Here is a 22,536-nt window from a genome sequence, read left to right on the forward strand (position 1 = left end):
AAGACCTACTTATGAGGTTCCGTATTTTAACGGACGACAATCACCGAAACAGGGGCTTTTTTAGCCAAGCGCGGCCCAATTGCCCCTGTGATTTTAGAGTGGGGAAATTGGGTGTCAGCTCCAGTGACTATGAGATCCGGGTTAAAGTCCGGAATCACACGTTCTAAGATGACGTCGTCAACGTCGCCATCTTCGTAAACTAAGGGTTCAACTTTTGTAAGGCCTGTTTCTTCCGCCAGTTTAACGTAGTGATTGACCACTTGAGTTAAATTAGTCCGTTTTTCATCAATTTTTGCTGGAGTCAATGAATCGAAAATATTGATATCATCACTTTCCATTACCGAGACAATGCCTAGATTTGCTCCATAGTCACGTGCTAGGGTAGTGGCGAACCGAAAAGCTCTGGTGGATGATTCATGATCATCTTCATCAACAGTTAGTAGAATACGTCGATAAACCAAAGGATCTTTAATTGTTTGATAGTCCATAATATATTCCTCCTCATAAATTCCATATTCAACCCTATAATACCTAAATATGTGAGGCACACAAGGGAAAAGAAATGAGAATTAGGATGATTTATTGGAGAATATAAAAGTATTAATTAATGTTATCAGCTAACAAAGAAATTAAAATTAAGTTTAATTGATTCAACAAAAATGTCTTTAAAATGAAAAACAAAATGGTGGAAGGCCACAATAGGGAACCGGTAACCAACCACTCAATTATAATAATAATTTTGTTTTATGTATAACATATTTTAGAAAAAGTTTCATATTTATAACAAATTTATTAATTAATACGAACTTATTATAAATAAGGATATATTTGAACACAAAAAAATAGTGTTGGTAAATTTACCAACACTATTTTGATTATCTATTTAATTATTTTTTAGCTGAAGTTGATGAAACATAACCTGAAAGAACATCTTTCAAATCACTATCTTTAATAGAAACATCAGCATTCTTCAATACCTTAGAAATTACTTTTTGCATAGTTGTTGAATCTTGCATCCATGAAGCGTAAAGCTTAGATTTAAGTTCAGCGGTGTGATCACTCATCTTACCCTTAGAAGGTTTCTTAACAAGTTGGATTACACTGTAACCATAACTAGTTTTAACAGGTGTATCTGTATAATCGCCAGTTTTAGCTAGTTTGTATGCAGCTGTCTTGAAGGTTGTGTCAACGGTTGTACTATCGTTGTCAAAAGCAGCCATCTTACCACCATTGTTCTTTGTAGCAGAATCTGTTGAATATTCTTTAGCTAAAGCACTGAATTTTTCACCGTTTTGAAGTTTTGTAATAACTTCTTTGGCAGTGTCTTCTTTACTTACAAGAATTTGAGCAACTTGAATCTTAGGTTGGTAACTCTTCCATTCTTTCTTAAGATCAGCATTTGTAACTGTCTTGTTCTTCTCCAAAGCTACCTTTGTAAGAAGATTTGTACGAATGTTCTTCTTAAATTGGGCAGTTGTCATACCATTTTGTTGAAGAATTGAGCTGAATGATGAACCATATTGGCTCTTGTACTTGTTGTATTCTTTATCTACTTGTTTAGTAGAAACACTCTTACCATATTGATCTTCAAGAGCCTTAGTAATGATCATTGTTTGAAGTGTTTGTTTACCTTGAGAAGAACTCTTCATTTCCTTGTAGTATTCTTCTTGGGTAATTCTACCACCTTTAAGAGTAGCAACGGTCTTGTTACTAGAACAACCAGCAACAACTGTTATCATAAATAGACCAGCAATAGCCAAAATCCATTTAGTTAATCGTTTATTCATCTTTACACATCCTTAATTAATATGTCTACAATTGAAAAGACTACCATAAAATATAGTGAATAGTTTATCATTTTAAGAAAAAATCACAAAAAATTCATAATTGGCACTATATTTTATTGAGTTCTTCCAGATTTTCTTTCATATTTTCAAGTGAATCTTGCAAATTTTCAACATCAGGTTGAATACTTTGCGAATAATCGGCGATATCTTTTTGAATTCCTGACATAACTTCGGGAACAATCGCAGAATTTTTTTGCAGATCGACTAATATATCCTTAAAATCTTTTATATTATTAAATAACTTGGTATCATTAATACTAGGTATGACATTTTTTGATTGGAATAGTTGTAAGGCTACGCCAGAAATCGTTCCAACCATGAATCCAGCAAAAAATTTCATCTTAATCCTCCAAGTGTTGTTTGATCTTATCGGCACGTTGTTGTAATTCATCGTTACTTACTAAGCCAGTGTTGTCACCCCAGTGCATTGAGAAATCATCATCTTTTGAGTAACGGGGTACTAAGTGAATATGTGAATGCATAACGCTTTGATAGGCAATTTCACCATTATTTTGGCAAATATTCATACCGATAATATCAGGATTTGATTCTTTGATAGCACGAGCAATCATTGGAACTTTTTTGAAAACACGTTCTGCTAAATCTTCATCATATTCGAAGATATCCTTAACGTGTTTCTTAGGAACTACCAAGGTATGACCAGGTGTTACTTGTGAAATATCAAAGAAAGCTTTAATATCATCATCCTCGTAGATAGTAGTACTAGGGATTTCGTTGTTAATTATTTTGCAAAAGATACAATCATCCATGTAAAAATCTCCTTCCAAAAACAGCATTATATTTATTACAATGCTATCATATTAACATTATTAAAAACAGATATAGGTGGTTTAATCCATGACTTTAGAAGTTAAAGAACTGACCGGAGGATACGGTCAAGTATCAGTTTTAAAGAAAGAAACATTCACAGTAGAGAGTGGTCAAGTAGTTGGATTGATTGGATTGAATGGTGCTGGTAAATCAACGACCATCAAACATATCATCGGACTTTTAACACCGCGTGGGGGACAGATCTTAATTGACGGTATCAGTCTACACGATGATGTTGAAAAGTATCGTAAGAAGATTGCCTATGTACCCGAAATGCCAATTCTTTATCCGGAATTAACATTGAGAGAACATATTGATTTGACAATTATGGCTTATGATTTGGATCATGATAAAACTTGGGAAAATGCCAATCAACTATTAAAGACGTTCCGTCTTGATAACAAATTAGATTGGTTTCCACAGAATTTTTCAAAAGGTATGAAACAAAAAGTTATGATTGTTTGTGCCTTCATGACCGATGCCAGTTTATTCATTATTGATGAACCATTCACCGGACTTGATCCGTTAGCAGTCAACGATCTTTTGAATATCGTTGAAGCCAAAAGAAAAGCAGGCTGTTCAGTTTTGATGTCAACACATGTTCTAGCCACTGTTCAAAACCATGCTGATAAATTTGTCTTGATCAATCATGGTCAAGTCCGTGCCGATGGTACACTCGATCAATTGAAGACTAAGTTTAATATGAATGCTGATTCTAATCTTGATGATATTTATATCAAGATGTCAAACGAGGATCTCTAATGTTACAACTTTGGAATGAACGATTAAGAAGACATCAACTTAATCAATTCAAATACCTCAGATTGATTTTCAATGATAATTTTGTGCTAGCTTTTATTGTGTTGATTGGAGCTTTAGGGTTTTGGTACTCTAATCTTTTGGGAACGATTCATCAACAATTGACGTTTGGTAAACCAATCGTGATTGTACTGTTATTCTTAGTAGTTCAGGCGGGTGGCATTGCCACTTTATTGGAAGAACCAGACAGTACCTTCCTATTGGTTAAAGAAAAAGAATTTTATAAATACTTTAGGGCAGCTAAGAACTATAGTAGCTTTTTACCAGTGGTAACAGTTGCTCTGGCTAATTTTTTGTTGTCAGCATTTGCATCAAGAGGTGCTGGCCTACATATCTTGGACATTGTTTTGATTGCAATTGGTTTGATAGTTTTCAAACTAGGCTTTTTGAATATTAATTTATTGGAGCTTTATGGACAAGCTAAAATCGGCAGTTTAGGAATGCGTTTAGTTTCTAATTTAATCGTGTTGGTATCCTTGATTTTATCAACTTACTTGTTTAGTGCGGTCATGATTATTGTAGCTGTAGTTTATTATTTCTTTTTGAATGCTCGGGTCAAAACACTTGAGACTAGTGGTCAACTACAATGGGATTATGCAATTGAAACTGAGAATCAAAGAATGTTTCGAGTTAAACGTTTCTATAATCTCTTTACAGATGTTCCCGGTGTCACAAGTAAGATCAAACGTCGTAAGTGGCTGGATTGGGTTTTCAAGCCAATCAAGGAAGTTTCAGGTAATACTTATCTGTATCTTTTTGCTCGTGGTTTTGTGAGAAATAATGAATATATCGGATTATTCTTGAGATTAACTATTATTCAGGCTATCATGTTAGCTCTGATCGATAACTTTTATATTTCATTGATAGTTGAAATGTTATTTATCTATTTAGTTGGTTTTCAACTTAAACCTTACTTTAAAGAAGTAATGCAAAATTTAATGCAACGACTTTATCCAATCAGTGGTAAGACTAAAATAGCTGATTTTACTAAATTAAGTACGATCATCTTGGCAATTCAATGGGTGATCAGTGCTTTGGCAATTCTATACAAATTTGGTTTTAGTATGAATAGTTTGATTATTATCGTGGCAGGACTTGCGGTATTGATCTTTGTAAATTATTTCTACATGCCAAGACAATTAAAAAAATATCTAGATTAATGGAGAGTATTAATATTTATGCGATTAAGAAACAAACCTTGGGCTAAAGATTTGATCAATGAAAACCTTGATTTGATTGCCATTCAACCAGAAAATATGCAAGGCAAGTGGCAAGCCCGCTTTGAAAAAGAACAACCAATTTTTATTGAAGTTGGTTCAGGTAAGGGTAGATTCATTACTGAATTAGCCAAACAAAATCCTCAAAATAACTATATTGCGATGGAAGTACAAGAAGGCGCTATTGCTTTGGTACTAAAAAAGCAAGTTGAGTTAAAATTACCCAACTTGCAATTGCTTTTAGCTAATGGAAAAGATTTGTCAGAATTATTTGCTGAAGATGAAGTTACCGGTGTTTACTTAAACTTCTCTGATCCATGGCCTAAGACACGTCATGTGAAACGCCGTCTAACATATAAGTCATTCTTAAAACAATATCAATATATTCTTAAAGATGATGGTTATTTACAATTTAAAACTGATAATCAAGGACTATTTGAATATTCATTGATCAGTATGAACAACTACGGTATGAAATTTGATGATATTTCTTTGGATCTACATAATGATGAAGATTTAAATGCTAATAATATTGAGACTGAATATGAAGAAAAGTTCTCAAAAAAAGGCTTCAGGATTAATTACCTGAAAGCCCAGTTTAAAAATTAATTTTCGTTTGATTATTGTACTTTTTTAATATTTAGTAATTCGCCTGTCATAGCATCGGCAATAAAGTGATATTGGGCAACATCGAATTCGTCCATAGTAGTAACACCACCGACAATTCCCCATGTTGAACGGCCATTTACATCAACCTTTTGATAAAATGGTTCGACCCATGAGCCGATTACTTTGCTATCTTCGCCCAAAACGGACTTAACCTTGGCAATTATTTTCTCGCTATCTAGATGGTGTTTTACTAAAACTGTAGCAGCTGCACTAGCAGCAAGCACAGTACCAGCAACGATTAATGAACCGATACCTTTTTTACTCATAAAAATCACTCCTTGATTTCGATTTAGTAATATATTACCACTATTATATCTCAATCGAATAAGGAAGAGCACTTAATTGACCGTTTAACAAATAAAAAGTATCTTATTGAAGAGGTGAAATAATATGAAGACAATTGAAGATTATAATGTAAAAGATTGGCACGAAGTTACTAATGAAGGTAAACATATTATGTTCTGGCATGCTGACTGGTGCCCCGACTGTAAATTCATCGAACCCAAGTTGCCAGAGTTAGAACAAGAGTATTCTGATTTTAATTGGATCAGTTTTAACCGTGATGATAACATGGAAATTGCTCAAGAATTAGGAATTATGGGTATTCCTAGCTTTATTGTCATTGAAAATGGCAAAGAAATTGGTAGACTAGTAAATAAAGATCGAAAAACTAAAGAAGAAGTTGAGACCTTTATTAACAGTGTAATTAACAAATAAAATAATTAATCAAGTGAGGGAAAAAACTTGCTATTAAGCTTTTATAATCCAGAAGTTTTAGGGGACGTTTTGTTAGTAGAGACAGCGGAAGATGTCAAAGCTCAGGATGCCACTCAAAAAGACGATGTCGTACGTATTTTTAACGAAGAAAATAATTCAGCAATTGGTTTTAATTTCTTTGGTTTAGCTGAGGAACTTGGTATTCAAAATAATTCAGGTCAAGTATTCCTTGATGATAAGCAGGTAGACGTTTTAAATAATGCTCTTGCCAAAGCGGGCTTTTCTGATAAATTGGAAACAGACAACAGTCCGAAGTTTGTGATTGGACATGTTGACGAAATCAAAGCTCATCCTGATTCAGATCATTTACACATCACTCAAACAAGTGTTGGTTTGGACAAACCTGTTCAAATCGTCTGTGGTGCACCTAATGTTGATGAAGGACAATTAGTTGTTGTAGCACTACCAGGAGCGGTAATGCCTACTGGAGCTGAAATTTGGCCCGGAGCTTTACGTGGTGTAGATAGTTATGGAATGATCTGTTCTGCAAGAGAATTAGGAATTCCTAACGCACCACAAAAGCATGGTATTCTGGTACTGGAAAACGGTACTGCCGGTGATGCATTTGATTTTAAAGCAGCAGAGAAAATGTTCGATTAGGAGTTATTATGGAGAAAACAGTCTATCATTTTGTGGGAATTAAAGGAACAGGTATGAGTGCTCTAGCACTTATCTTGAAAGATTTAGGATATGAAATTCAAGGATCAGATATTGATAAATACACATTTACTCAACGTGGTCTTGAACAAGCAGGTATCAAAATTTTACCTTTTGATGAAAAGAATATTCATGAAGGTTTAACAATTGTTAAAGGAAATGCTTTTAGCAATGATCAAGTAGAAATTAAAAAAGCTAATGATATGCATTTACCAGTCGTTACATATCCCGAACTAGTTGGAAAATTGGTTTCAGAATATACATCAATTGGTATCGCTGGTTCACATGGTAAGACAAGTACCACTGGACTTTTGGCACATACTTTAAGTGGTATTGCTAAGACATCTTATTTAATTGGTGATGGTACTGGTGAAGGTGATAAGGATGCTAAATTCTTTGTCTTTGAAGCTGATGAATACCGTCGTCACTTCTTATCTTACTCACCAGATTATTTAATCATTACTAATATTGACTTTGATCATCCCGATTACTTCTTTGGTGGTATTGACGATGTTGTTGATGCCTTCGAATCAGAAGCTAGAAAAACTAAGAAGGGTATCTTCATCTGGGGTGAAGATGCACACGCTAAGTCAATTAAAGCTGATGCTCCAATCTATACTTATGGTTTGGATGAATCAGATTATATTCGTGCAACTAACATCAAACGTACTACTAAGGGTTCATCATTTGATGTTTCGATCAACGGTGAAAATATTGGTAACTTCCAAGTTCCACTATTTGGTGAACACAATGTCTTGAACTCATTAGCAGTTATTGGTGTCGGTCACATGGAAAAACTTGACCATGCACTTATCAACCGTGAATTACAAACTTTCAGTGGTGTTAAGAGACGTTTCAGTGAAAAAGCTGTGGCTGATCAAGTTATCATTGATGATTACGCTCACCATCCACAAGAAATCAAAGCAACAATTGATGCTGCTAGACAAAAATATCCTGACAAAAAGATTATTGCCGTCTTCCAACCACATACTTATACAAGAACTTTAGCCTTAATGGATGACTTTGCTAAGTCACTTGATATGGCTGATGAAGTTTACTTAACTAATATCTTTGGTTCTATCCGTGAAGCACATGGGGATATTACAAGTAAGGATCTTGGTGACAAGATCCATAAGGGTGGAAAAGTTCTAACACTTGATGACATGTCACCATTATTGGAATACCATAATACTGTGATGATTTTCATGGGTGCCGGAGATGTTCAAAAGTACGAAACTGCATATGAACAACTTCTAAGTACACTAAATCCTAATCAACAATAATTTGAAATAAAAAATCATTGGGCTAATTCTCAATGATTTTTTATTTACAAAATATTTTAAATAACCTAGAAATATATTTTTTTAAATAGTAGAGTTAAAAGTAAGAAAAATTCAGCTATGGCAGAGCAGATTGTCATGGCTTTTTTTTAGTTTTTTATATTTTGGAAAAAAGGGGTAATAAGGTGAATAATTCAGTATCAACACGTGTTAAATTGTCTATTCTAGCAGTGGGATTATTATCGTTTACAGGAATTTTGATTGAAACATCAATGAATGTAACTTTCCCAACCTTGGTCAAACAATTAAATGTCAGTCTGGGTACTATTCAGTGGTTAACGACAGGATATTTATTACTGACAACGATTGTTATGAGTACCACCGCCTATCTTTTGAAAAAATTTGATCCGTTAAAAATCTTTATTTTTGCAGCATCATTTTGTTTTGTGGGTTCGATTATTTGTCTTATAGCACCAAATTTTTCGGTTTTAATGACAGGTCGATTACTGCAAGCTGTTTCAACGGGATTATCAACTCCATTGATGTTTAGTTTAATCTTTGAAGAAATATCATCTTCGAAATTGGGCGTTTATACTGGCTTAGCGGGTGTCGTTATTTCTTTAGCGCCAGCCTTGGGACCAACTTATGGAGGAGTTATCAATGGACTGTGGTCTTGGCGGGAAATATTTGTCGGTGTAATACCATTAATTGTTTTATTATTTGTAATTGGAATCTTCTCTATTCAAGGGACTGCTCGGGGGACAAAGGGTATTTCGTTTGATTATGGTAGTGTCATTGGATTGGCTGCTATTTTCTCAATTATTTTATTTACCTTTGATCAAGCAGGTAGACATGGGTGGATTTCATTGGAATTTTTGATGTGGGTCATTGCTTCGATATTGATTTTTGACTTATTCATTTGGTATAGCCACAAAAGTTCACGCCAATTGATCGATTTTTCGATTTTAAAAATTCCTTTATTACGATTACGACTTTATGGCTATTTCAGCCTGCAATTTATTAATATCGGTTTATCATTTGTTTTACCGATATTTGCTCAGACGGTTTTAAAGCTCGATTCAGCTCAAGCAGGATTAATGTTGTTGCCTGGTTCATTATTAGGTGCAGCAGTTGGTCCAGTGGCAGGATATATGTACGATAGACGTGGGGCAACGGTACCATTGCTGATCAGCGGTATTTTGGTCAGTCTGGGTTCAATTATGTTTTGGCTCAAGAGTGAAAGTTTGACTTTAATAAGTATTACGATGATTTATTTATTGGTCAGAATCGGCTTCAGTATGGGATTTGGAGTCTCGTTATCTGATGGTAGTATGCAGGTTAGAGGGCAAAATAAATCTGATCAAAACTCATTGTTTAGTATGATGCAACAATATGCGGGCTCTTTAGGAACTAATATCTTGTCGGTGGTTATCTCAGCTGTTGCTTTGACAAGTGGAACTAAGAATGAAGTAATAAACACAATCATGGGTACTAAAATTGACTTTATTGTTTTAACTGTTCTATCATTATCAGTATTAATATCTATAGGTTATGCCTACTTTCGTTATGAAAAAAAGCAAAATTAACAAAGTGTCTTGATTCGCTTGGAATCAGGGCCTTTTTCGTCTTGCGGAAACTGTTACAACGGGTCGGTATTTGTTAAAATAGACTTAGTTAATGTCGTTTTTATTGGAGAATATATGTCAAAAAATAAAAAGTTACTTTTAATAGATGGAAACAGTGTTTCTTTCCGTGCATTCTTCGCAATGCACAATGTTTTAGATAAGTTTGTCAATGGTGAGGGGATTCATACTAATGCGTTGTATGCCTTCAATAATATGTTGGAAATAATTTTAAAAGATGAACAACCGACACATGCTTTAGTGGCCTTTGATGCTGGTAAAACAACTTTTAGAACCGAAATGTTTAGGGAATATAAAGGTACCCGTGCTAAGACACCACCAGAATTGATGGAACAATTACCTTTGATTCAGGATATGTTGAATTATCGGGGCATTAAAACTTACGAGTTACCCAATTATGAAGCTGATGATATTATCGGTACCATGTCCCACAAGGCGGAAGCTGATGGGATGGATGTCACAATTATTACTGGTGATCGTGATTTGACCCAATTAACAACTGATAAAGTTACCGTAAAGGTGAATGTCAAAGGTGTCACAGAGACCGAGAGTTATACACCAGAACATGTTAAAGAAAAGCTGGGTATTACACCTAACCAAATTATCGATATGAAAGGTTTAATGGGTGACACATCTGACCATTATCCCGGGGTGGAAAAGGTCGGTGAAAAGACTGCTATCAAGTTGATCAATGAATATGGCAGTATGGAAGATATTTATGATCATGTTGATGAAATGAAAAAAAGCAAATTGAAGGAACATTTAATTGCTGATAAGGATCAAGCGTATTTGAGTAAAAAGCTTGCCACAATTAATCTTGATGCACCAGTAACCTTGAATTTGGGTGAATTAGAGTATCGTGGGGACAATCAGGAAGAATTGATGCAATTTTATCAAAAGATGAATTTTAATTCCTTCTTAGATAAAATGGACGTTCCTCACGCTAGTACGGCGGAAGAATTAGCTGAAATCAAAGTAGAAGAACTTGATAATACTGCTGTGGAAAAGATTGTTAACAGTACCAAAGTCCATACTTTAGTAGTTGAGGGTTTTGGTGACAATTATCATACCGCACCAATCGTAGGAATATTGATTTCTGATGGAGATCAATATTTTGGAACAACTGATTTCTCGATTTTAGAAAATACCGACCTAAAGAATTGGTTAGCCGATAAAACTAAAGAGAAGTATTTATTTGATAATAAACGTACAATTGCACTATTACATCGGTATGGTTGTGAAATTGCAGGTATTAGTTTTGATATGTTGTTAGTATCGTATTTGTTGGATACTAATGATAACAAGCAGGATATTGGTTTGGTTGCCAAGAATTACAATATTAATTTGCCATCTGAAGAAGAGTTCTATGGTAAAGGTGTTAAAAAGGCTGTACCCGAAGACGAAACTATGTTGTTGAAATATTTAGCTCAACAGGCTCAAGTGATTGATCTGTTGAAAGATAAAATGATGACTGAATTGAAGGATAATGATCAAGATAGTCTATATGATGAAATTGAATTACCATTATCGATTGTTTTGGCGGAGATGGAAATCAAAGGTATTACGGTCGAAGTTTCTAAGTTAAAGGAAATGGAAAATACTTTTGCCACGCGTTTAGCTGAAATTGAAAAGAAAATTTATCAAGAAGCTGGTAAAGAATTTAATATCAATTCCCCTAAGCAGTTAGGTGTGATATTGTTCGAAGATCTGAAGTTGCCCGTAATCAAAAAAACTAAGACCGGTTATTCAACTTCGGTTGATGTTTTGGAGAAGCTTCAAGATAAATCACCAGTTGTTAAAATGGTCTTAGAGTATCGTCAAATTTCTAAAATTCAATCAACTTATGTCGTCGGTCTGCAGAAGTTTGTACAACCGGATAACAAGATTCATACGATTTATTTACAGACGTTGACTCAAACGGGGCGTTTGTCATCAATTGAACCTAATTTGCAAAATATTCCTATTAGAATCGATGAAGGTAAACAGATTAGAAAAGCCTTTGTTCCCCAACATGATGATTGGGAGATTTTTTCAGCTGATTATTCACAAGTTGAATTACGAGTTTTGGCCCATATTTCCGGAGACGAACATATGCAAGAAGCTTTCAAAGAAAATTATGATATCCATGCTCATACAGCGATGAGAATTTTTGGACTTGATAGTACTGATGAAGTGACACCAAATATGCGTCGTCAGGCTAAGGCTACTAATTTCGGGATCGTTTACGGTATCAGTGATTATGGTTTGTCACAGAATATTGGTATTACTAGAAAACAAGCCGCAGCTTTTATTGAATCGTATTTTGAACAATATCCTGGTGTTAAGCAATATATGGATGATATTGTTAAATATGCTCGTGAAAATGGCTATGTTGAAACAATCATGCACCGTCGTCGTTATTTGCCGGATATTCATGCTAGCAACTTCAACGTTCGTAACTTTGCACAACGTACAGCTATGAATACACCAATTCAAGGTAGTGCTGCTGATATTATTAAGGTAGCAATGATCAATATGCAAAAAATGTTGAAGAAGGAAAATCTCCAAGCAAATCTACTTCTTCAAGTACATGATGAAATGATTTTTGAAGCACCAAAATCTGAAATTGAAACGTTAGAAAAACTCGTTCCAAGCGTAATGGACTCAGCAGTAAAACTGGATGTACCTTTGAAAGTTGAAACGGCACATGGGAAAACTTGGTATGAAGCAAAATAGAAGTTTCTTATAAACTGTTGTTTTCCAAAAAAATTAACTCGGCACAGGAAAGAAATACTTAATAACCAATTCTTTCCTATGGAGAAGTGGCATCATAAAAATAACCAAATAGTAGGTGACAATATGCCAGAAATGCCTGAAGTAGAAACGGTAAGACGTGGTTTAAATGCCCAAGTTAAGGGATGCAAGATTACTCATGTAGAGATTCGTTATCAGAATTTAATTACAGGTGATGTTGAACAATTTGTTGAATTTGTGACCGGAAGTACTATTACCAATGTGGATCGTCGGGCAAAATTTTTATTGATTCATTTGGATAATGGCTATACAATTATTAGTCATTTACGAATGGAAGGTCGTTATCGAATTTCGGCTGATCCAGCAGCAATTGATAAACATTCACACGCTATTTTTACATTAGATAATGGTCAAAAGATGATTTATAACGATGTTCGAAAATTTGGACGGATGCAATTATGGAATACAGACGATTTAGATGATAATAGGTCAATTGCTAAACTTGGTCCTGAACCATTATCAAAGGGGTTTACTTTTGATAAACTGAAACCACGAATTATGCGTCATCGAAAGGACATCAAAACAGTTTTGTTAGATCAATCAGTTTTGAGTGGTTTGGGTAATATCTATGTGGATGAAGTGCTTTGGAAGGTTAAAATTCATCCTGAGACTTCAGCCAATCATTTATCTGATAAGGATATTCAAAACATTATTGAGGCCTCTAATCAAGAAATGAAAGCGGCTATTGCCTCAGGTGGTTCAACAGTTCGTTCGTATATTGATGCCACTGGTCACAAGGGAAATATGCAAAATAGTTTGAAGGTTTATGGCAAAGAGGGGACGCCTTGTCCAAGATGTGGAACTGAGATTGAAAAAATCAAGGTCGGTGGCCGAGGAACGCATTTTTGTCCTAAATGCCAAGTTATCAAATGAGTAAAATCTATGGTTTAACTGGCGGGATTGCAGCAGGAAAATCAACTGTTTTGGAGTTATTTAAAGAGCATGGTTATATGGTTTATGATGCCGATACTGTGGCCCGAAAAGTTGTACAGCCAGCTTCAATTGGTTTGAAAGAAATTGTTGCTGAATTTGGGGACAAAGTCTTACAAGCGGATGGTTCCTTAAATCGTTCTAAATTAGCGGCAATCGTATTTAGCGACGAACTTCAATTACAGAAACTTAATCAAATTACACGTCCCTTAATTAAAGATGAAATTTTAAAAATAATTACTGAAGTAAAAAATTCCTCACAAACAATAACTACTATCTTTGAGATCCAATTGTTATTTGAGGGTCATTATCAAGAATATTTTGACGGAGTAATTAGTCTATATGTTGAGCCACAGACGCAATTGCAACGCCTAATGAAACGAAATAAACTAACAGAAAAAGTTGCCTGGGAGCGAATCAATTCACAGATGTCGATGAATGAAAAAAAGAGTCGAGCTGACTTTGTGATTGATAATTCTGGGGATTTAACACAGCTTGCATATGAGTTTGATAAGTTAATAACACAACTTTAATTTGGAAAAGAGGTTGGAACCTTGATTTGTCCACATTGTCATCATGATTCATCAAAAGTAATTGACAGTCGTCCTAGTGATGAAGGTCGTGCCATCAGACGTCGCCGCGAGTGTGAAAACTGTGGTACTAGATTTACGACATTTGAAAGATTAGAAAAATCACCACTCTTAGTCATCAAGAAAAATGGTAACCGTGAGGAATTTAGCCGTGAAAAATTACTTCGTGGTTTAGTTCGAGCTGCCGAAAAACGTCCAGTTACTATGGATCAGATGAATGATATCGTTGATAAAGTTGAAAATGAGATCAGAGCAACCGGTGAAAGTGAAGTTCGTTCACAAATTATTGGTGAACATGTTATGAAGATTTTATCCAAAGTTGACGATGTAACTTATATCCGTTTTGCCAGCGTTTATCGTGAATTCAAAGATATGAATGGATTTATGCAAGAAGTTCATGAAATGATGGCCAATGGAAACGATATTGATAAGAAATAAGGAGGGAACCAGTGTCTACAAGTAATTCTGCAACAAATAAATTTACACCACTAGTAGGCTATTGGTGCTTGCCAGATGGTCATCTCAATGATGATGAACGTCATGTGTTAACAGATCTGTATTTACCAATTTTAGGAACTGAAGCCTTCAGTTTGTATCTTTTATTGTGGGAAAAAATCCCCAATAAAGAGGTCATCACTCAGAGAAAGAGCCATGCAGAACTGATGAGTCTGTTAGGTATTGATTTGAAGCGTTTTTATGAGGCTAGAATTAAGGCTGAGGCGTTGGGATTGATGAGAACTTTTGAAAAAAAGGATGATCTGGGTGTCTATTATGTTTATCAACTTTTTGAACCATTGTCACCAGATGAATTTTTTCGAGATGATTTAATGAGTATTTTTCTATATGAACAAGTCGGTGAAAGTAAATATCGCTTATTAGCCGATAAGTATGCTCATTCAGATTTGATTTTAAAGGATTCTCACGAGATAACTAAGGACTTTTTGGAAGTATTCCAGTTGAGTAATAGTGATTTGATTAATACACCGACAGAGGTGAAGCATGCTCAAGGTAATTTCACAACTACTTCAACGGTCAAGAAACCATCTTTGAATGAAAAAGAGGTTTCACAGTTGGATTGGGAATTGATTTCTGATCGCATTCAGCAATTGTTTAAAATTCATCCGGATGACTTGCTAGAAAACCAAGAATTGATTTTGAATCTACATGCCTTTTATGGATTAGATGAAATAACTTTAATCGACTTGATCGGTAAGACCTGTGATATTGTCAATAATAAAATTGATCCGGATCGCTTGAAAAAATTAGTTCAGGATCGTTTTGAAAAGAATGCTAATATTTCAGTTAAGAAACAAGCTCCTGAAGTTAGTACTGAAACAGTTTCAACCACTGATCTGAATCGGGCAGATCAGTTAGTTTTACAGCAAGCTAAGTCGCTAACACCGGCAGATTTTCTAGCTGCTCAAAAACAAAAAAGTGGTGGATTCATCGGGACTGTCGAGTCACGGGCTTTACGTGATATGGCAATGAAAACTTATTTATCGGCGGCGGTTTTGAATATCATGGTTTATTATATTCTGCAAAATTCACCAACTTTGACGTTGCCTTTGATGGAAACAATGGCCAATGACTGGCAACAGAATAAGGTCCAAACACCGGAACAGGCTTTACAACGGATCACGGACTTTCAAAATAAGCCACGTAATCCCAAACGTCGTTATAATAATAACAAGACCCGTAAAGTGGAACAGGCGACTGACTGGAGTAAAGTTAAGGCGAAGGTTCCTGACAAGCAGGAACAACAAAATAGTCGTAATGATCTGCAAGACAGGTTAAAACGACTAAGAAATAAGGATAATTAAGTATGGAAAATTTAGGAAACAGACTGGCTGAATATTTAAATTCAAAAAATTTAACAGAGGATTATCGTCGACTGCTTAATGCGGCCTTGAGTGATCCCGATGTGCAAAAATTTTTAAAGGAGAATAGCGATAGAATTAATCCTAATGCTATTTCCACCAGTGCTGCCAGTATTTATGAGTTTTACAACAATAAACGCCATACAAGTGAATTATCACGAGGATATGACCCTAAATTGACCGTTAGTAATCATAATATTGAGGTGGCCTATTATCCGAATGTTCGGACTCAAAATCGTGAAAAAAGAAATCAATATGAGTCTGGTTTTGTTTTGATGGATATGGCATCTGATATTAGACGTGCCAAATTGGATGATTATAATGGTGATGGCCGTCAAAGTGCGTTGGGTGAGGCTTTGGACTTCATCGATAGTTATTTAAATAAGGACGGTTTTACACCAGGTCTTTATTTAGCCGGGGATTTTGGAGTTGGTAAAACTTACCTTTTGGGAGCAATTGCTAATGAATTGTTCAAGCATGACGTTCATACGACTCTGATGCATTTTCCAACTTTTGCAGTTGAAATGAAAGATTCAATTGGACAAAATAATGTCTTATCAAAAGTTAACAAAATCAAGGGTGCCGAAATCTTGATGTTGGATGATATTGGTGCCGATACGATGTCTAGCTGGATCAGGGATGAAATTTTGGGAGTTATTTTGCAGTACCGAATGCAAGAGAATTTGCCAACGTTCTTCTCATCTAACTTTTCAATGAAAGAACTGGAAAAACACCTGTCTATCAACCAACGTGGTGAAGAAGAACCTGTCAAAGCTAAGCGGATCATGGAACGGGTCAAGTACCTTTCACGTGAAGTTGTCGTGACTGGACCCAACAGAAGATTCAAGAAATAACTTGCATTATCTAAAAATAAATGTTTCAATTAAGCCATTGAAAGATAACACTTCGGTTCTATTCAGGGAGGGTACGGTCACTGAAAGCTTACCCATTACTGGAGTTACCACTTTCACTTACAACTGTATAATTGTCGGCTACGTTATAGCTAAATGAGAGAAAACTGCTTTTTTGTTATACAGTTTTAATGTGGGTGGAACCGCGTAGAAATACGTCCCTGAAGTATGTGCATATATTTTGTATGTGTATATACTTCAGGGACGTATTTTTTTGTTATCAAATTTTAGGAGGAAATAGTCTATGTCAAAAATCAAGTTAACATTCCCAGATGATTCAGTTAAGGAGTTTGACGAAGGCACAACTACTTTAGAAGTTGCTAAGTCAATTAGCACATCACTAGGTAAAAAAGCTGTTGCTGGTAAACTTAACGACACATTAGTTGATCTTGAACGTCCAATCAAGCAAGATGCTAAGATTGAAATCGTTTCAGGTGAAGATAAGGAAGATGCACAAAAGGTTCTTAGAAACACTGCTGCTTTAGTATTCGCTGCTGCAGCTAAGAGTTTTAAGGAGGACCTTCACTTCGGTGAAAAACAAGCTAACGATGATGGTTTCTACGTTGATACTGATAGTAAAGCTGGTCAAATCAGTGTTGATGAACTAGAAAAGATCACTGCTTTGATGAACAAGATTATCAAGAACAACGATAAGATCGAAAGATCAATGATGGACAAGGATGCACTTGCTGACATGTTCAAAGATGATCCATACAAATCATCATTAATCGCTGCTATTGAATCAGTTCAAATTCCTGTCTACACATTAGATGGATTTGTTGACTTTGGTTATGATGCAATTCTTACAAACCTTAAGGCTTTGAAACACTTCAAGTTGCTTTCAGTTGCCGGTGCTTATTGGCAAGGTAAGTCAAGTAACCCAATGTTACAAAGAATTTATGGTACAGCCTTCTATAAGGAAGCCGGTCTTGAAGAAGATTTGAAACGCCGTGCTGAAATTAAAGAACGTGATCACAGAACAATTGGCCGTGACCTTGACCTATTCTTCGTTGATCCTGAAGTTGGTGCTGGTCTTCCTTACTGGATGCCAAATGGTGCTACTATCCGTCGTGTGATCGAAAGATACATCATCGATAAGGAAGTTGCTTGGGGTTACCAACACGTTTACACACCTATCCTGATGAACTTGAATGCTTACAAGACTTCAGGTCACTGGGAACACTACCGTGAAGACATGTTCCCACCAATGGACATGGGTGATGGCGAAATGCTAGAACTTCGTCCAATGAACTGTCCTTCACATATTCAAATTTATAACCACCACAACCGTTCATACAGAGATCTTCCATTACGTATCGCTGAACTTGGTATGATGCACAGATATGAAAAATCTGGTGCTTTGTCAGGTCTACAACGTGTTCGTGAAATGACACTTAATGATGGTCACACTTTCGTTGCTCTTGACCAAATTCAAGAAGAATTCAAACGTACACTACAATTGATGGTTGAAGTTTATAAAGACTTTGATATCAAAGATTACTCATTCCGTCTAAGTTATCGTGACCCTGCTAATACAGAGAAGTACTTCGATGATGATGAAATGTGGAACAAGTCACAATCAATGCTTAAAGCTGCGATGGATGATCTTGGGTTGAAGTACTACGAAGCTGAAGGGGAAGCTGCTTTCTACGGTCCTAAGTTGGATGTTCAAACAAAGACAGCTCTTGGTAATGACGAAACATTATCAACTATCCAATTAGACTTCATGCAACCAGAGAAGTTCCAATTGACATACGTTGGCTCTGATGGTGAAAACCACCGTCCAGTTATGATTCACCGTGGTATCGTTTCAACTATGGAAAGATTTATTGCTTACCTAATTGAAATTTACAAGGGTGCATTCCCAACATGGTTGGCTCCTACACAAGTACGTATTATTCCTGTTAACCAAAAACTTCACTCAGACTATGCTAACGAAGTTCTAGCCGAATTACGTGCTAAGAATATCCGTGCCGAAGTTGATGACCGTGATGAAAAGATGGGTTACAAGATTCGTGATTCACAAACAATGAAGATTCCATACACAGTTGTTGTTGGTGATTCCGAAACTGAAAGTGCTACAGTTTCAGTTAGAAAATATGGTGAGGAAGATTCAGCTTCAGAAAATGCTAAGATGTTTGTAAGTTCTGTTGTTGCTGATATTGCTAACTATAGTCGTAAAGATGTTACTGATAAGAACTAATAAAAAAGAAAAACTCTATCCGGATGGATGGAGTTTTTTTGTGCAAAAAATTATCTTTTGCAAAAGTTTATTCCTATAATGGATATGGATTTATATAACGAAGAGGGTAATCATCATGGATGAAAAAAGTAATAATTTGATTAAAGTTTTAGGTAAAGCTTACGAGAGCCAGCTTGTCAAAAATAACCCCGATTTGCAAAAGATCATTGCTGAATGTGCAAAACCTTTAATGGGTAATAATGATGACAAAGTTTATTTCGAAGTCATTACCAAATTAACGCACGGTGTTTCAAAATATTATGAAGCACATCACAATCAATTGCCTAACGAACTTAAGGATATTTATCAAGAAATTAAAAGCGATATACCTGAACACAGCATCAATGCTGATAAACTGCATCAGTTGGCAGTTGATACTGGCTTGTTATCATTTGTTAAATTATAAAGACATTATTTCTTCCTATATAAAAGGATCTCGTATAAAAGGATCTCGTAATTTGAGGCCTTTTTTTTCGTGCTGAACAAACTTGATTTGAGCAGTGATGAGATTAAAAGAATCCTTTGAATCATAGCGACTGATTTTTGTATCAATTTCTTTGAGACTATTAGTTAAAAGCTGCTGTTGTTTGAGAACATTAGCTTTATGTCGTTGAAGCATTTGTTTTCTTTGACCAATAGTTGAGGTACCTTGCATGCAGAGGTCGATATAAGTTTTAATATCTTTGATTGGCATACCGGTATCCTTTAAGCGACAAATGGTTTTGATAAAACCAAAATCGGATTCTGAAAAGACCCGATAACCTGTGTCATTTTTAGAAACAAAAGGTAATAAGCCTTTTTTATCATAATAACGAATCGTTGAGATGGGCAAATTGAAATAATCGGCTACTTCTTTGATAGAATAAGTTTTTTCCATAATAAATTCCTTTTTAGGCATTGCCCTGAACTATGGTTTAGGGTTTAAAGTAATGATAATCAATTAAAACAATAATATCAATCAAGAGGAAAACTAAATTATGAAAAAAGCATTAGTGACAGGTGGCACAGGTTTTGTTGGCTTACAAATTATATTACAATTATTGAATCGTGGTTATGATGTTAAAACGACCATTCGAAAAGATTCTGGTAAAGACAGAATCATTGAAATATTAACAGAAAACAATGTTAAAAATATCGATAATTTATCTTTTATCAAGGCCGATCTTTCTAGTGATGACAATTGGGAAGAGGCCATGAATGATCGTGAGTTTGTTTTCAGCGTTGCTTCGCCAGTCTTTTTTGGCAAGATCAAGAATGAAGAGGATGCTATTAAACCAGCCTTAGATGGAACTTTGAGAATTCTCAAGGCGGCCAATAAAACTGGTGTTAAACGAGTAGTCATGACATCTAATTTTGGAGCAGTTGGTTTCAGTAAAATGTCTGGTTTAACAACTGAGAAGGATTGGACTGATGAAAACACTAAGGGCTTATCAATCTACGAAAAATCAAAATTATTGGCAGAAAAAGCAGCTTGGAATTATATTCATCAGTCTAATGTCAATTTAGAATTTGCGACTGTTAATCCAGTTGCCATCATGGGACCAGCTTTGGACCACCACGTATCCGGTAGTTTTGATTTGTTAAAAAATTTATTGAATGGTCAAATGAATCGAATCCCCAACTTATCGTTAAATGTCGTTGATGTTAGGGATGTTGCGAGAATTCATATTTTAGCTATGGAAACACCAACTGCCGACGGTCAACGTTTTATTGCTAGCGAAGATGGTCAGATTTCTATGAAGAAAATAGCACAACTAATTAAGACTAAACGTCCTGAGGTGTCCGAAAGAGTGACTAATAAATCAATGCCTGATTGGATACTTGATCTAGGATCATTCTTTAATCAAGAAGCGCGTGAAGGTAAATTATTAAAAGATATGAATCGAAACGTCAGTAATAAAAAAGCTAAAGAAGTTTTAGAATGGGAACCATTATCTAACAATGAAGAAACTGTCTTAAGTGCGGTCGATAGTCTGATTAAATATCAGTTGATTTAAAACAAATAGATTGCTCTTATTGAAAAAACGTGTTAAGTTATCAACATTGAATTAACGTCATTAACAAAGTTTTCAGGGTTTATTGACACCTATGAATAATTTTGTTATATTAGTAGGCGTTGAGATTAAGCAGAAGCGCCCGCTTCTCACCTATGCAATTGCCTCTAGGTTAATACGATTGCGTAAATATATAGTGGGCATGCTTGTGCAGCCCGCTTTTTTAGTGGGTTAAATTACTCTGGAGGTATCTACTTATAGCAAGAGAAGCAAGAGAAACAAAAGAACAATTATTAAATGATCAAATACGTGCTAAAGAAGTTAGATTGATTGCTGATAATGGTGACCAACTTGGTGTTAAACCATTACCAGAAGCACTACATTTGGCTGAAACAAGTAATATGGACTTAGTTCTAATGTCACCTGGTGCAAAACCACCAGTTGCCAAAATTATGGACTATGGTAAATATAAGTTCGACCTTCAAAAGAAGGATCGTGAAGCACGTAAGCGACAGAAAACTGTTAGTCTAAAAGAAGTACGTTTGAGTCCGACTATTGAAGCTAATGACTTTAATACCAAGCTTAATAATGCTCGTAAGTTTTTAGCTAAGGGTGATAAAGTTAAAGTTTCTCTTCGCTTTAGGGGTAGAGCAATTACTCATAAAGAGATAGGTAAGAAAGTCTTAGATAAAGCTGCTGAAGAACTAAAAGATGTTTCAACAGTAACTTCAAGACCTAAGATGGACGGTCGTAGTATGTTTTTGATGCTTGATCCAATTAACGCTAAAGATAACAAAAAGAAGAAATAGTGGAGGGATTTTCATGCCTAAACAAAAGACACACCGCGCTTCAGCAAAGAGATTCAAGAAAACTGCTAATGGTGGTTGGAAGAGAATGCACGCTTACACAAGTCACCGTTTCCACGGTAAGACAAAGAAGCAACGTCGCCAATTGGCTAAACCAGGTATGGTTAGTTCAAGTGATATGAAACGTATCAAGCAAATGTTAGCTACATACTAATTATTTATTCTGTATAATCAAAAGGAGGAGTCATTATGCCACGTGTAAAAGGTGGAACAGTAACTCGCAAACGTCGTAAAAAGGTTTTAAAATTAGCTAAGGGATATCGTGGATCAAAACATATCACTTTCAAAGCAGCACATACACAAATCATGGTTTCATATCGTTATGCATTCCGTGATCGTCGTCAAGTTAAGCGTGATTTCCGTAAGATCTGGATCGCAAGAATTAACGCTGCTGCAAGAATGAATGAAATCAGCTACAGCAAACTTATGCATGGTTTGAAATTAGCTAATGTTGATATCAACCGTAAAATGTTGGCTCAAATTGCTATTGAAGATCCAAAAGCATTTACAAGTTTTGTAGATACAGCTAAGAAAGCTTTAGCTTAAATTTAAAAACGTAATTTGGATAAATGCCAAATTACGTTTTTTTACTA

Annotated in this window: 25 protein-coding genes; 19 read left to right on the forward strand and 6 right to left on the reverse strand. The window is 35.4% G+C overall.

Translation table 11 applies throughout. The features are described from left to right. Positions 1 to 26 precede the first annotated feature (26 nt). The 4 genes from IV57_RS05325 to IV57_RS05340 all read right to left on the reverse strand — a co-directional run bounded on the left by IV57_RS05325 (position 27) and on the right by IV57_RS05340 (position 2,617). Positions 27 to 488, reverse strand: coding sequence for a universal stress protein (locus IV57_RS05325; protein WP_057880465.1), 462 nt, complete (start codon positions 486 to 488; stop codon positions 27 to 29). A gap of 399 nt (positions 489 to 887) precedes the next feature. Beyond that, on the reverse strand, positions 888 to 1,787 hold the full coding sequence (locus tag IV57_RS05330; protein ID WP_057880466.1) for a peptidylprolyl isomerase PrsA: 900 nt from the start codon (positions 1,785 to 1,787) through the stop codon (positions 888 to 890). A 106-nt stretch (positions 1,788 to 1,893) separates the two neighbouring features. Further along, positions 1,894 to 2,187, reverse strand: coding sequence for a hypothetical protein (locus IV57_RS05335; protein ID WP_057880467.1), 294 nt, complete (start codon positions 2,185 to 2,187; stop codon positions 1,894 to 1,896). A 1-nt stretch (position 2,188) separates the two neighbouring features. Next, positions 2,189 to 2,617, reverse strand: coding sequence for an HIT family protein (locus IV57_RS05340; protein ID WP_057880468.1), 429 nt, complete (start codon positions 2,615 to 2,617; stop codon positions 2,189 to 2,191). An 88-nt stretch (positions 2,618 to 2,705) separates the two neighbouring features. Here IV57_RS05340 and IV57_RS05345 point away from each other — a divergent pair, with 88 nt between their 5' ends. Genes IV57_RS05345 through trmB form a run of 3 tightly spaced genes read left to right on the forward strand, consistent with a single transcriptional unit; the run spans position 2,706 to position 5,323 of the window. Continuing rightward, positions 2,706 to 3,440, forward strand: a complete 735-nt coding sequence (locus IV57_RS05345; protein WP_057880469.1) for an ABC transporter ATP-binding protein — start codon at positions 2,706 to 2,708, stop codon at positions 3,438 to 3,440. Then, on the forward strand, positions 3,440 to 4,657 hold the full coding sequence (locus tag IV57_RS05350; RefSeq protein ID WP_057880470.1) for an ABC transporter permease: 1,218 nt from the start codon (positions 3,440 to 3,442) through the stop codon (positions 4,655 to 4,657). Before IV57_RS05345 ends, IV57_RS05350 begins: the two co-directional genes overlap by 1 nt. Positions 4,658 to 4,675: 18 nt before the next feature. Continuing rightward, positions 4,676 to 5,323 carry a tRNA (guanosine(46)-N7)-methyltransferase TrmB gene (gene trmB / locus IV57_RS05355; protein ID WP_057880471.1) on the forward strand — a complete coding sequence of 216 codons (648 nt, stop codon included), beginning with the start codon at positions 4,676 to 4,678 and terminating at the stop codon, positions 5,321 to 5,323. Between the two features lie 11 nt (positions 5,324 to 5,334). On the opposite strand, the gene IV57_RS05360 is transcribed toward trmB, so the two are convergent. Then, positions 5,335 to 5,649 (reverse strand): hypothetical protein, encoded by a 315-nt coding sequence (locus IV57_RS05360; RefSeq protein WP_057880472.1) that lies wholly within the window; start codon positions 5,647 to 5,649, stop codon positions 5,335 to 5,337. Positions 5,650 to 5,773: 124 nt separating this feature from the next. Between IV57_RS05360 and IV57_RS05365 the strand changes: the two genes are divergently transcribed. The 12 genes from IV57_RS05365 to IV57_RS05420 all read left to right on the forward strand — a co-directional run bounded on the left by IV57_RS05365 (position 5,774) and on the right by IV57_RS05420 (position 19,489). Beyond that, the gene (locus IV57_RS05365; RefSeq protein ID WP_057880473.1) at positions 5,774 to 6,100 is read left to right on the forward strand and encodes a thioredoxin family protein; all 327 of its coding nucleotides are present in this window, start codon (positions 5,774 to 5,776) and stop codon (positions 6,098 to 6,100) included. Positions 6,101 to 6,127: 27 nt separating this feature from the next. Then, positions 6,128 to 6,760 (forward strand): YtpR family tRNA-binding protein, encoded by a 633-nt coding sequence (gene ytpR / locus IV57_RS05370; RefSeq protein ID WP_057880474.1) that lies wholly within the window; start codon positions 6,128 to 6,130, stop codon positions 6,758 to 6,760. An 8-nt stretch (positions 6,761 to 6,768) separates the two neighbouring features. Further along, on the forward strand, positions 6,769 to 8,100 hold the full coding sequence (gene murC / locus IV57_RS05375; RefSeq protein ID WP_057880475.1) for a UDP-N-acetylmuramate--L-alanine ligase: 1,332 nt from the start codon (positions 6,769 to 6,771) through the stop codon (positions 8,098 to 8,100). A 182-nt stretch (positions 8,101 to 8,282) separates the two neighbouring features. Further along, positions 8,283 to 9,683 (forward strand): MFS transporter, encoded by a 1,401-nt coding sequence (locus IV57_RS05380; protein WP_057880476.1) that lies wholly within the window; start codon positions 8,283 to 8,285, stop codon positions 9,681 to 9,683. A 114-nt stretch (positions 9,684 to 9,797) separates the two neighbouring features. Continuing rightward, positions 9,798 to 12,455, forward strand: coding sequence for a DNA polymerase I (gene polA / locus IV57_RS05385; RefSeq protein WP_057880477.1), 2,658 nt, complete (start codon positions 9,798 to 9,800; stop codon positions 12,453 to 12,455). Between the two features lie 123 nt (positions 12,456 to 12,578). Further along, the gene (gene mutM / locus IV57_RS05390; RefSeq protein WP_057880478.1) at positions 12,579 to 13,406 is read left to right on the forward strand and encodes a DNA-formamidopyrimidine glycosylase; all 828 of its coding nucleotides are present in this window, start codon (positions 12,579 to 12,581) and stop codon (positions 13,404 to 13,406) included. Next, positions 13,403 to 13,996 carry a dephospho-CoA kinase gene (gene coaE / locus IV57_RS05395; protein ID WP_057880524.1) on the forward strand — a complete coding sequence of 198 codons (594 nt, stop codon included), beginning with the start codon at positions 13,403 to 13,405 and terminating at the stop codon, positions 13,994 to 13,996. The genes mutM and coaE overlap by 4 nt, the downstream gene beginning before the upstream one ends. Positions 13,997 to 14,017: 21 nt before the next feature. Then, positions 14,018 to 14,491 carry a transcriptional regulator NrdR gene (gene nrdR / locus IV57_RS05400; protein WP_057880479.1) on the forward strand — a complete coding sequence of 158 codons (474 nt, stop codon included), beginning with the start codon at positions 14,018 to 14,020 and terminating at the stop codon, positions 14,489 to 14,491. Positions 14,492 to 14,502: 11 nt separating this feature from the next. Beyond that, positions 14,503 to 15,873: a DnaD domain protein gene (locus IV57_RS05405; protein WP_057880480.1), complete on the forward strand. Its 1,371-nt coding sequence runs from the start codon at positions 14,503 to 14,505 to the stop codon at positions 15,871 to 15,873. Between the two features lie 2 nt (positions 15,874 to 15,875). After that, positions 15,876 to 16,784, forward strand: coding sequence for a primosomal protein DnaI (gene dnaI / locus IV57_RS05410; RefSeq protein ID WP_057880481.1), 909 nt, complete (start codon positions 15,876 to 15,878; stop codon positions 16,782 to 16,784). A 301-nt stretch (positions 16,785 to 17,085) separates the two neighbouring features. Further along, positions 17,086 to 19,044, forward strand: a complete 1,959-nt coding sequence (thrS, locus tag IV57_RS05415; protein WP_057880482.1) for a threonine--tRNA ligase — start codon at positions 17,086 to 17,088, stop codon at positions 19,042 to 19,044. Between the two features lie 115 nt (positions 19,045 to 19,159). Further along, positions 19,160 to 19,489 carry a bacteriocin immunity family protein gene (locus tag IV57_RS05420; protein WP_057880483.1) on the forward strand — a complete coding sequence of 110 codons (330 nt, stop codon included), beginning with the start codon at positions 19,160 to 19,162 and terminating at the stop codon, positions 19,487 to 19,489. Positions 19,490 to 19,504: 15 nt separating this feature from the next. Here the strand turns inward: IV57_RS05420 and IV57_RS05425 are convergent, their stop codons facing one another. Continuing rightward, positions 19,505 to 19,960, reverse strand: coding sequence for a MerR family transcriptional regulator (locus IV57_RS05425; RefSeq protein ID WP_057880484.1), 456 nt, complete (start codon positions 19,958 to 19,960; stop codon positions 19,505 to 19,507). A gap of 100 nt (positions 19,961 to 20,060) precedes the next feature. Here IV57_RS05425 and IV57_RS05430 point away from each other — a divergent pair, with 100 nt between their 5' ends. The 4 genes from IV57_RS05430 to rplT all read left to right on the forward strand — a co-directional run bounded on the left by IV57_RS05430 (position 20,061) and on the right by rplT (position 22,489). Next, positions 20,061 to 21,080, forward strand: a complete 1,020-nt coding sequence (locus IV57_RS05430; RefSeq protein WP_057880485.1) for an NAD-dependent epimerase/dehydratase family protein — start codon at positions 20,061 to 20,063, stop codon at positions 21,078 to 21,080. A gap of 254 nt (positions 21,081 to 21,334) precedes the next feature. Next, positions 21,335 to 21,886, forward strand: a complete 552-nt coding sequence (infC, locus tag IV57_RS05435; RefSeq protein WP_057880486.1) for a translation initiation factor IF-3 — start codon at positions 21,335 to 21,337, stop codon at positions 21,884 to 21,886. A gap of 13 nt (positions 21,887 to 21,899) precedes the next feature. Next, positions 21,900 to 22,097, forward strand: a complete 198-nt coding sequence (gene rpmI, locus IV57_RS05440) for a 50S ribosomal protein L35 (RefSeq protein WP_025084493.1) — start codon at positions 21,900 to 21,902, stop codon at positions 22,095 to 22,097. Between the two features lie 35 nt (positions 22,098 to 22,132). Then, entirely contained in the window at positions 22,133 to 22,489 is a 357-nt protein-coding gene (rplT, locus tag IV57_RS05445) for a 50S ribosomal protein L20 (protein WP_057880487.1), read from the forward strand. Positions 22,490 to 22,536 lie beyond the last annotated feature (47 nt).

It is taken from the genome of Companilactobacillus kimchiensis, from assembly GCF_001438805.1.
GTDB lineage: Bacteria > Bacillota > Bacilli > Lactobacillales > Lactobacillaceae > Companilactobacillus > Companilactobacillus kimchiensis.

What these genes read in the sequence shown, in the direction of transcription:
- IV57_RS05360 (WP_057880472.1), bottom strand. Translation starts at nt 5,649, where the DNA reads ATGAGTAAAAAAGGTATCGGTTCATTAATCGTTGCTGGTACTGTGCTT.
- IV57_RS05345 (WP_057880469.1), top strand. Translation starts at nt 2,706, where the DNA reads ATGACTTTAGAAGTTAAAGAACTGACCGGAGGATACGGTCAAGTATCA.
- coaE (WP_057880524.1), top strand. Translation starts at nt 13,403, where the DNA reads ATGAGTAAAATCTATGGTTTAACTGGCGGGATTGCAGCAGGAAAATCA.
- IV57_RS05340 (WP_057880468.1), bottom strand. Translation starts at nt 2,617, where the DNA reads ATGGATGATTGTATCTTTTGCAAAATAATTAACAACGAAATCCCTAGT.
- IV57_RS05365 (WP_057880473.1), top strand. Translation starts at nt 5,774, where the DNA reads ATGAAGACAATTGAAGATTATAATGTAAAAGATTGGCACGAAGTTACT.
- IV57_RS05330 (WP_057880466.1), bottom strand. Translation starts at nt 1,787, where the DNA reads ATGAATAAACGATTAACTAAATGGATTTTGGCTATTGCTGGTCTATTT.
- IV57_RS05420 (WP_057880483.1), top strand. Translation starts at nt 19,160, where the DNA reads ATGGATGAAAAAAGTAATAATTTGATTAAAGTTTTAGGTAAAGCTTAC.
- rplT (WP_057880487.1), top strand. Translation starts at nt 22,133, where the DNA reads ATGCCACGTGTAAAAGGTGGAACAGTAACTCGCAAACGTCGTAAAAAG.
- thrS (WP_057880482.1), top strand. Translation starts at nt 17,086, where the DNA reads ATGTCAAAAATCAAGTTAACATTCCCAGATGATTCAGTTAAGGAGTTT.
- mutM (WP_057880478.1), top strand. Translation starts at nt 12,579, where the DNA reads ATGCCAGAAATGCCTGAAGTAGAAACGGTAAGACGTGGTTTAAATGCC.
- trmB (WP_057880471.1), top strand. Translation starts at nt 4,676, where the DNA reads ATGCGATTAAGAAACAAACCTTGGGCTAAAGATTTGATCAATGAAAAC.
- IV57_RS05430 (WP_057880485.1), top strand. Translation starts at nt 20,061, where the DNA reads ATGAAAAAAGCATTAGTGACAGGTGGCACAGGTTTTGTTGGCTTACAA.
- polA (WP_057880477.1), top strand. Translation starts at nt 9,798, where the DNA reads ATGTCAAAAAATAAAAAGTTACTTTTAATAGATGGAAACAGTGTTTCT.
- murC (WP_057880475.1), top strand. Translation starts at nt 6,769, where the DNA reads ATGGAGAAAACAGTCTATCATTTTGTGGGAATTAAAGGAACAGGTATG.
- rpmI (WP_025084493.1), top strand. Translation starts at nt 21,900, where the DNA reads ATGCCTAAACAAAAGACACACCGCGCTTCAGCAAAGAGATTCAAGAAA.
- IV57_RS05335 (WP_057880467.1), bottom strand. Translation starts at nt 2,187, where the DNA reads ATGAAATTTTTTGCTGGATTCATGGTTGGAACGATTTCTGGCGTAGCC.
- IV57_RS05425 (WP_057880484.1), bottom strand. Translation starts at nt 19,960, where the DNA reads ATGGAAAAAACTTATTCTATCAAAGAAGTAGCCGATTATTTCAATTTG.
- IV57_RS05325 (WP_057880465.1), bottom strand. Translation starts at nt 488, where the DNA reads ATGGACTATCAAACAATTAAAGATCCTTTGGTTTATCGACGTATTCTA.
- dnaI (WP_057880481.1), top strand. Translation starts at nt 15,876, where the DNA reads ATGGAAAATTTAGGAAACAGACTGGCTGAATATTTAAATTCAAAAAAT.
- IV57_RS05350 (WP_057880470.1), top strand. Translation starts at nt 3,440, where the DNA reads ATGTTACAACTTTGGAATGAACGATTAAGAAGACATCAACTTAATCAA.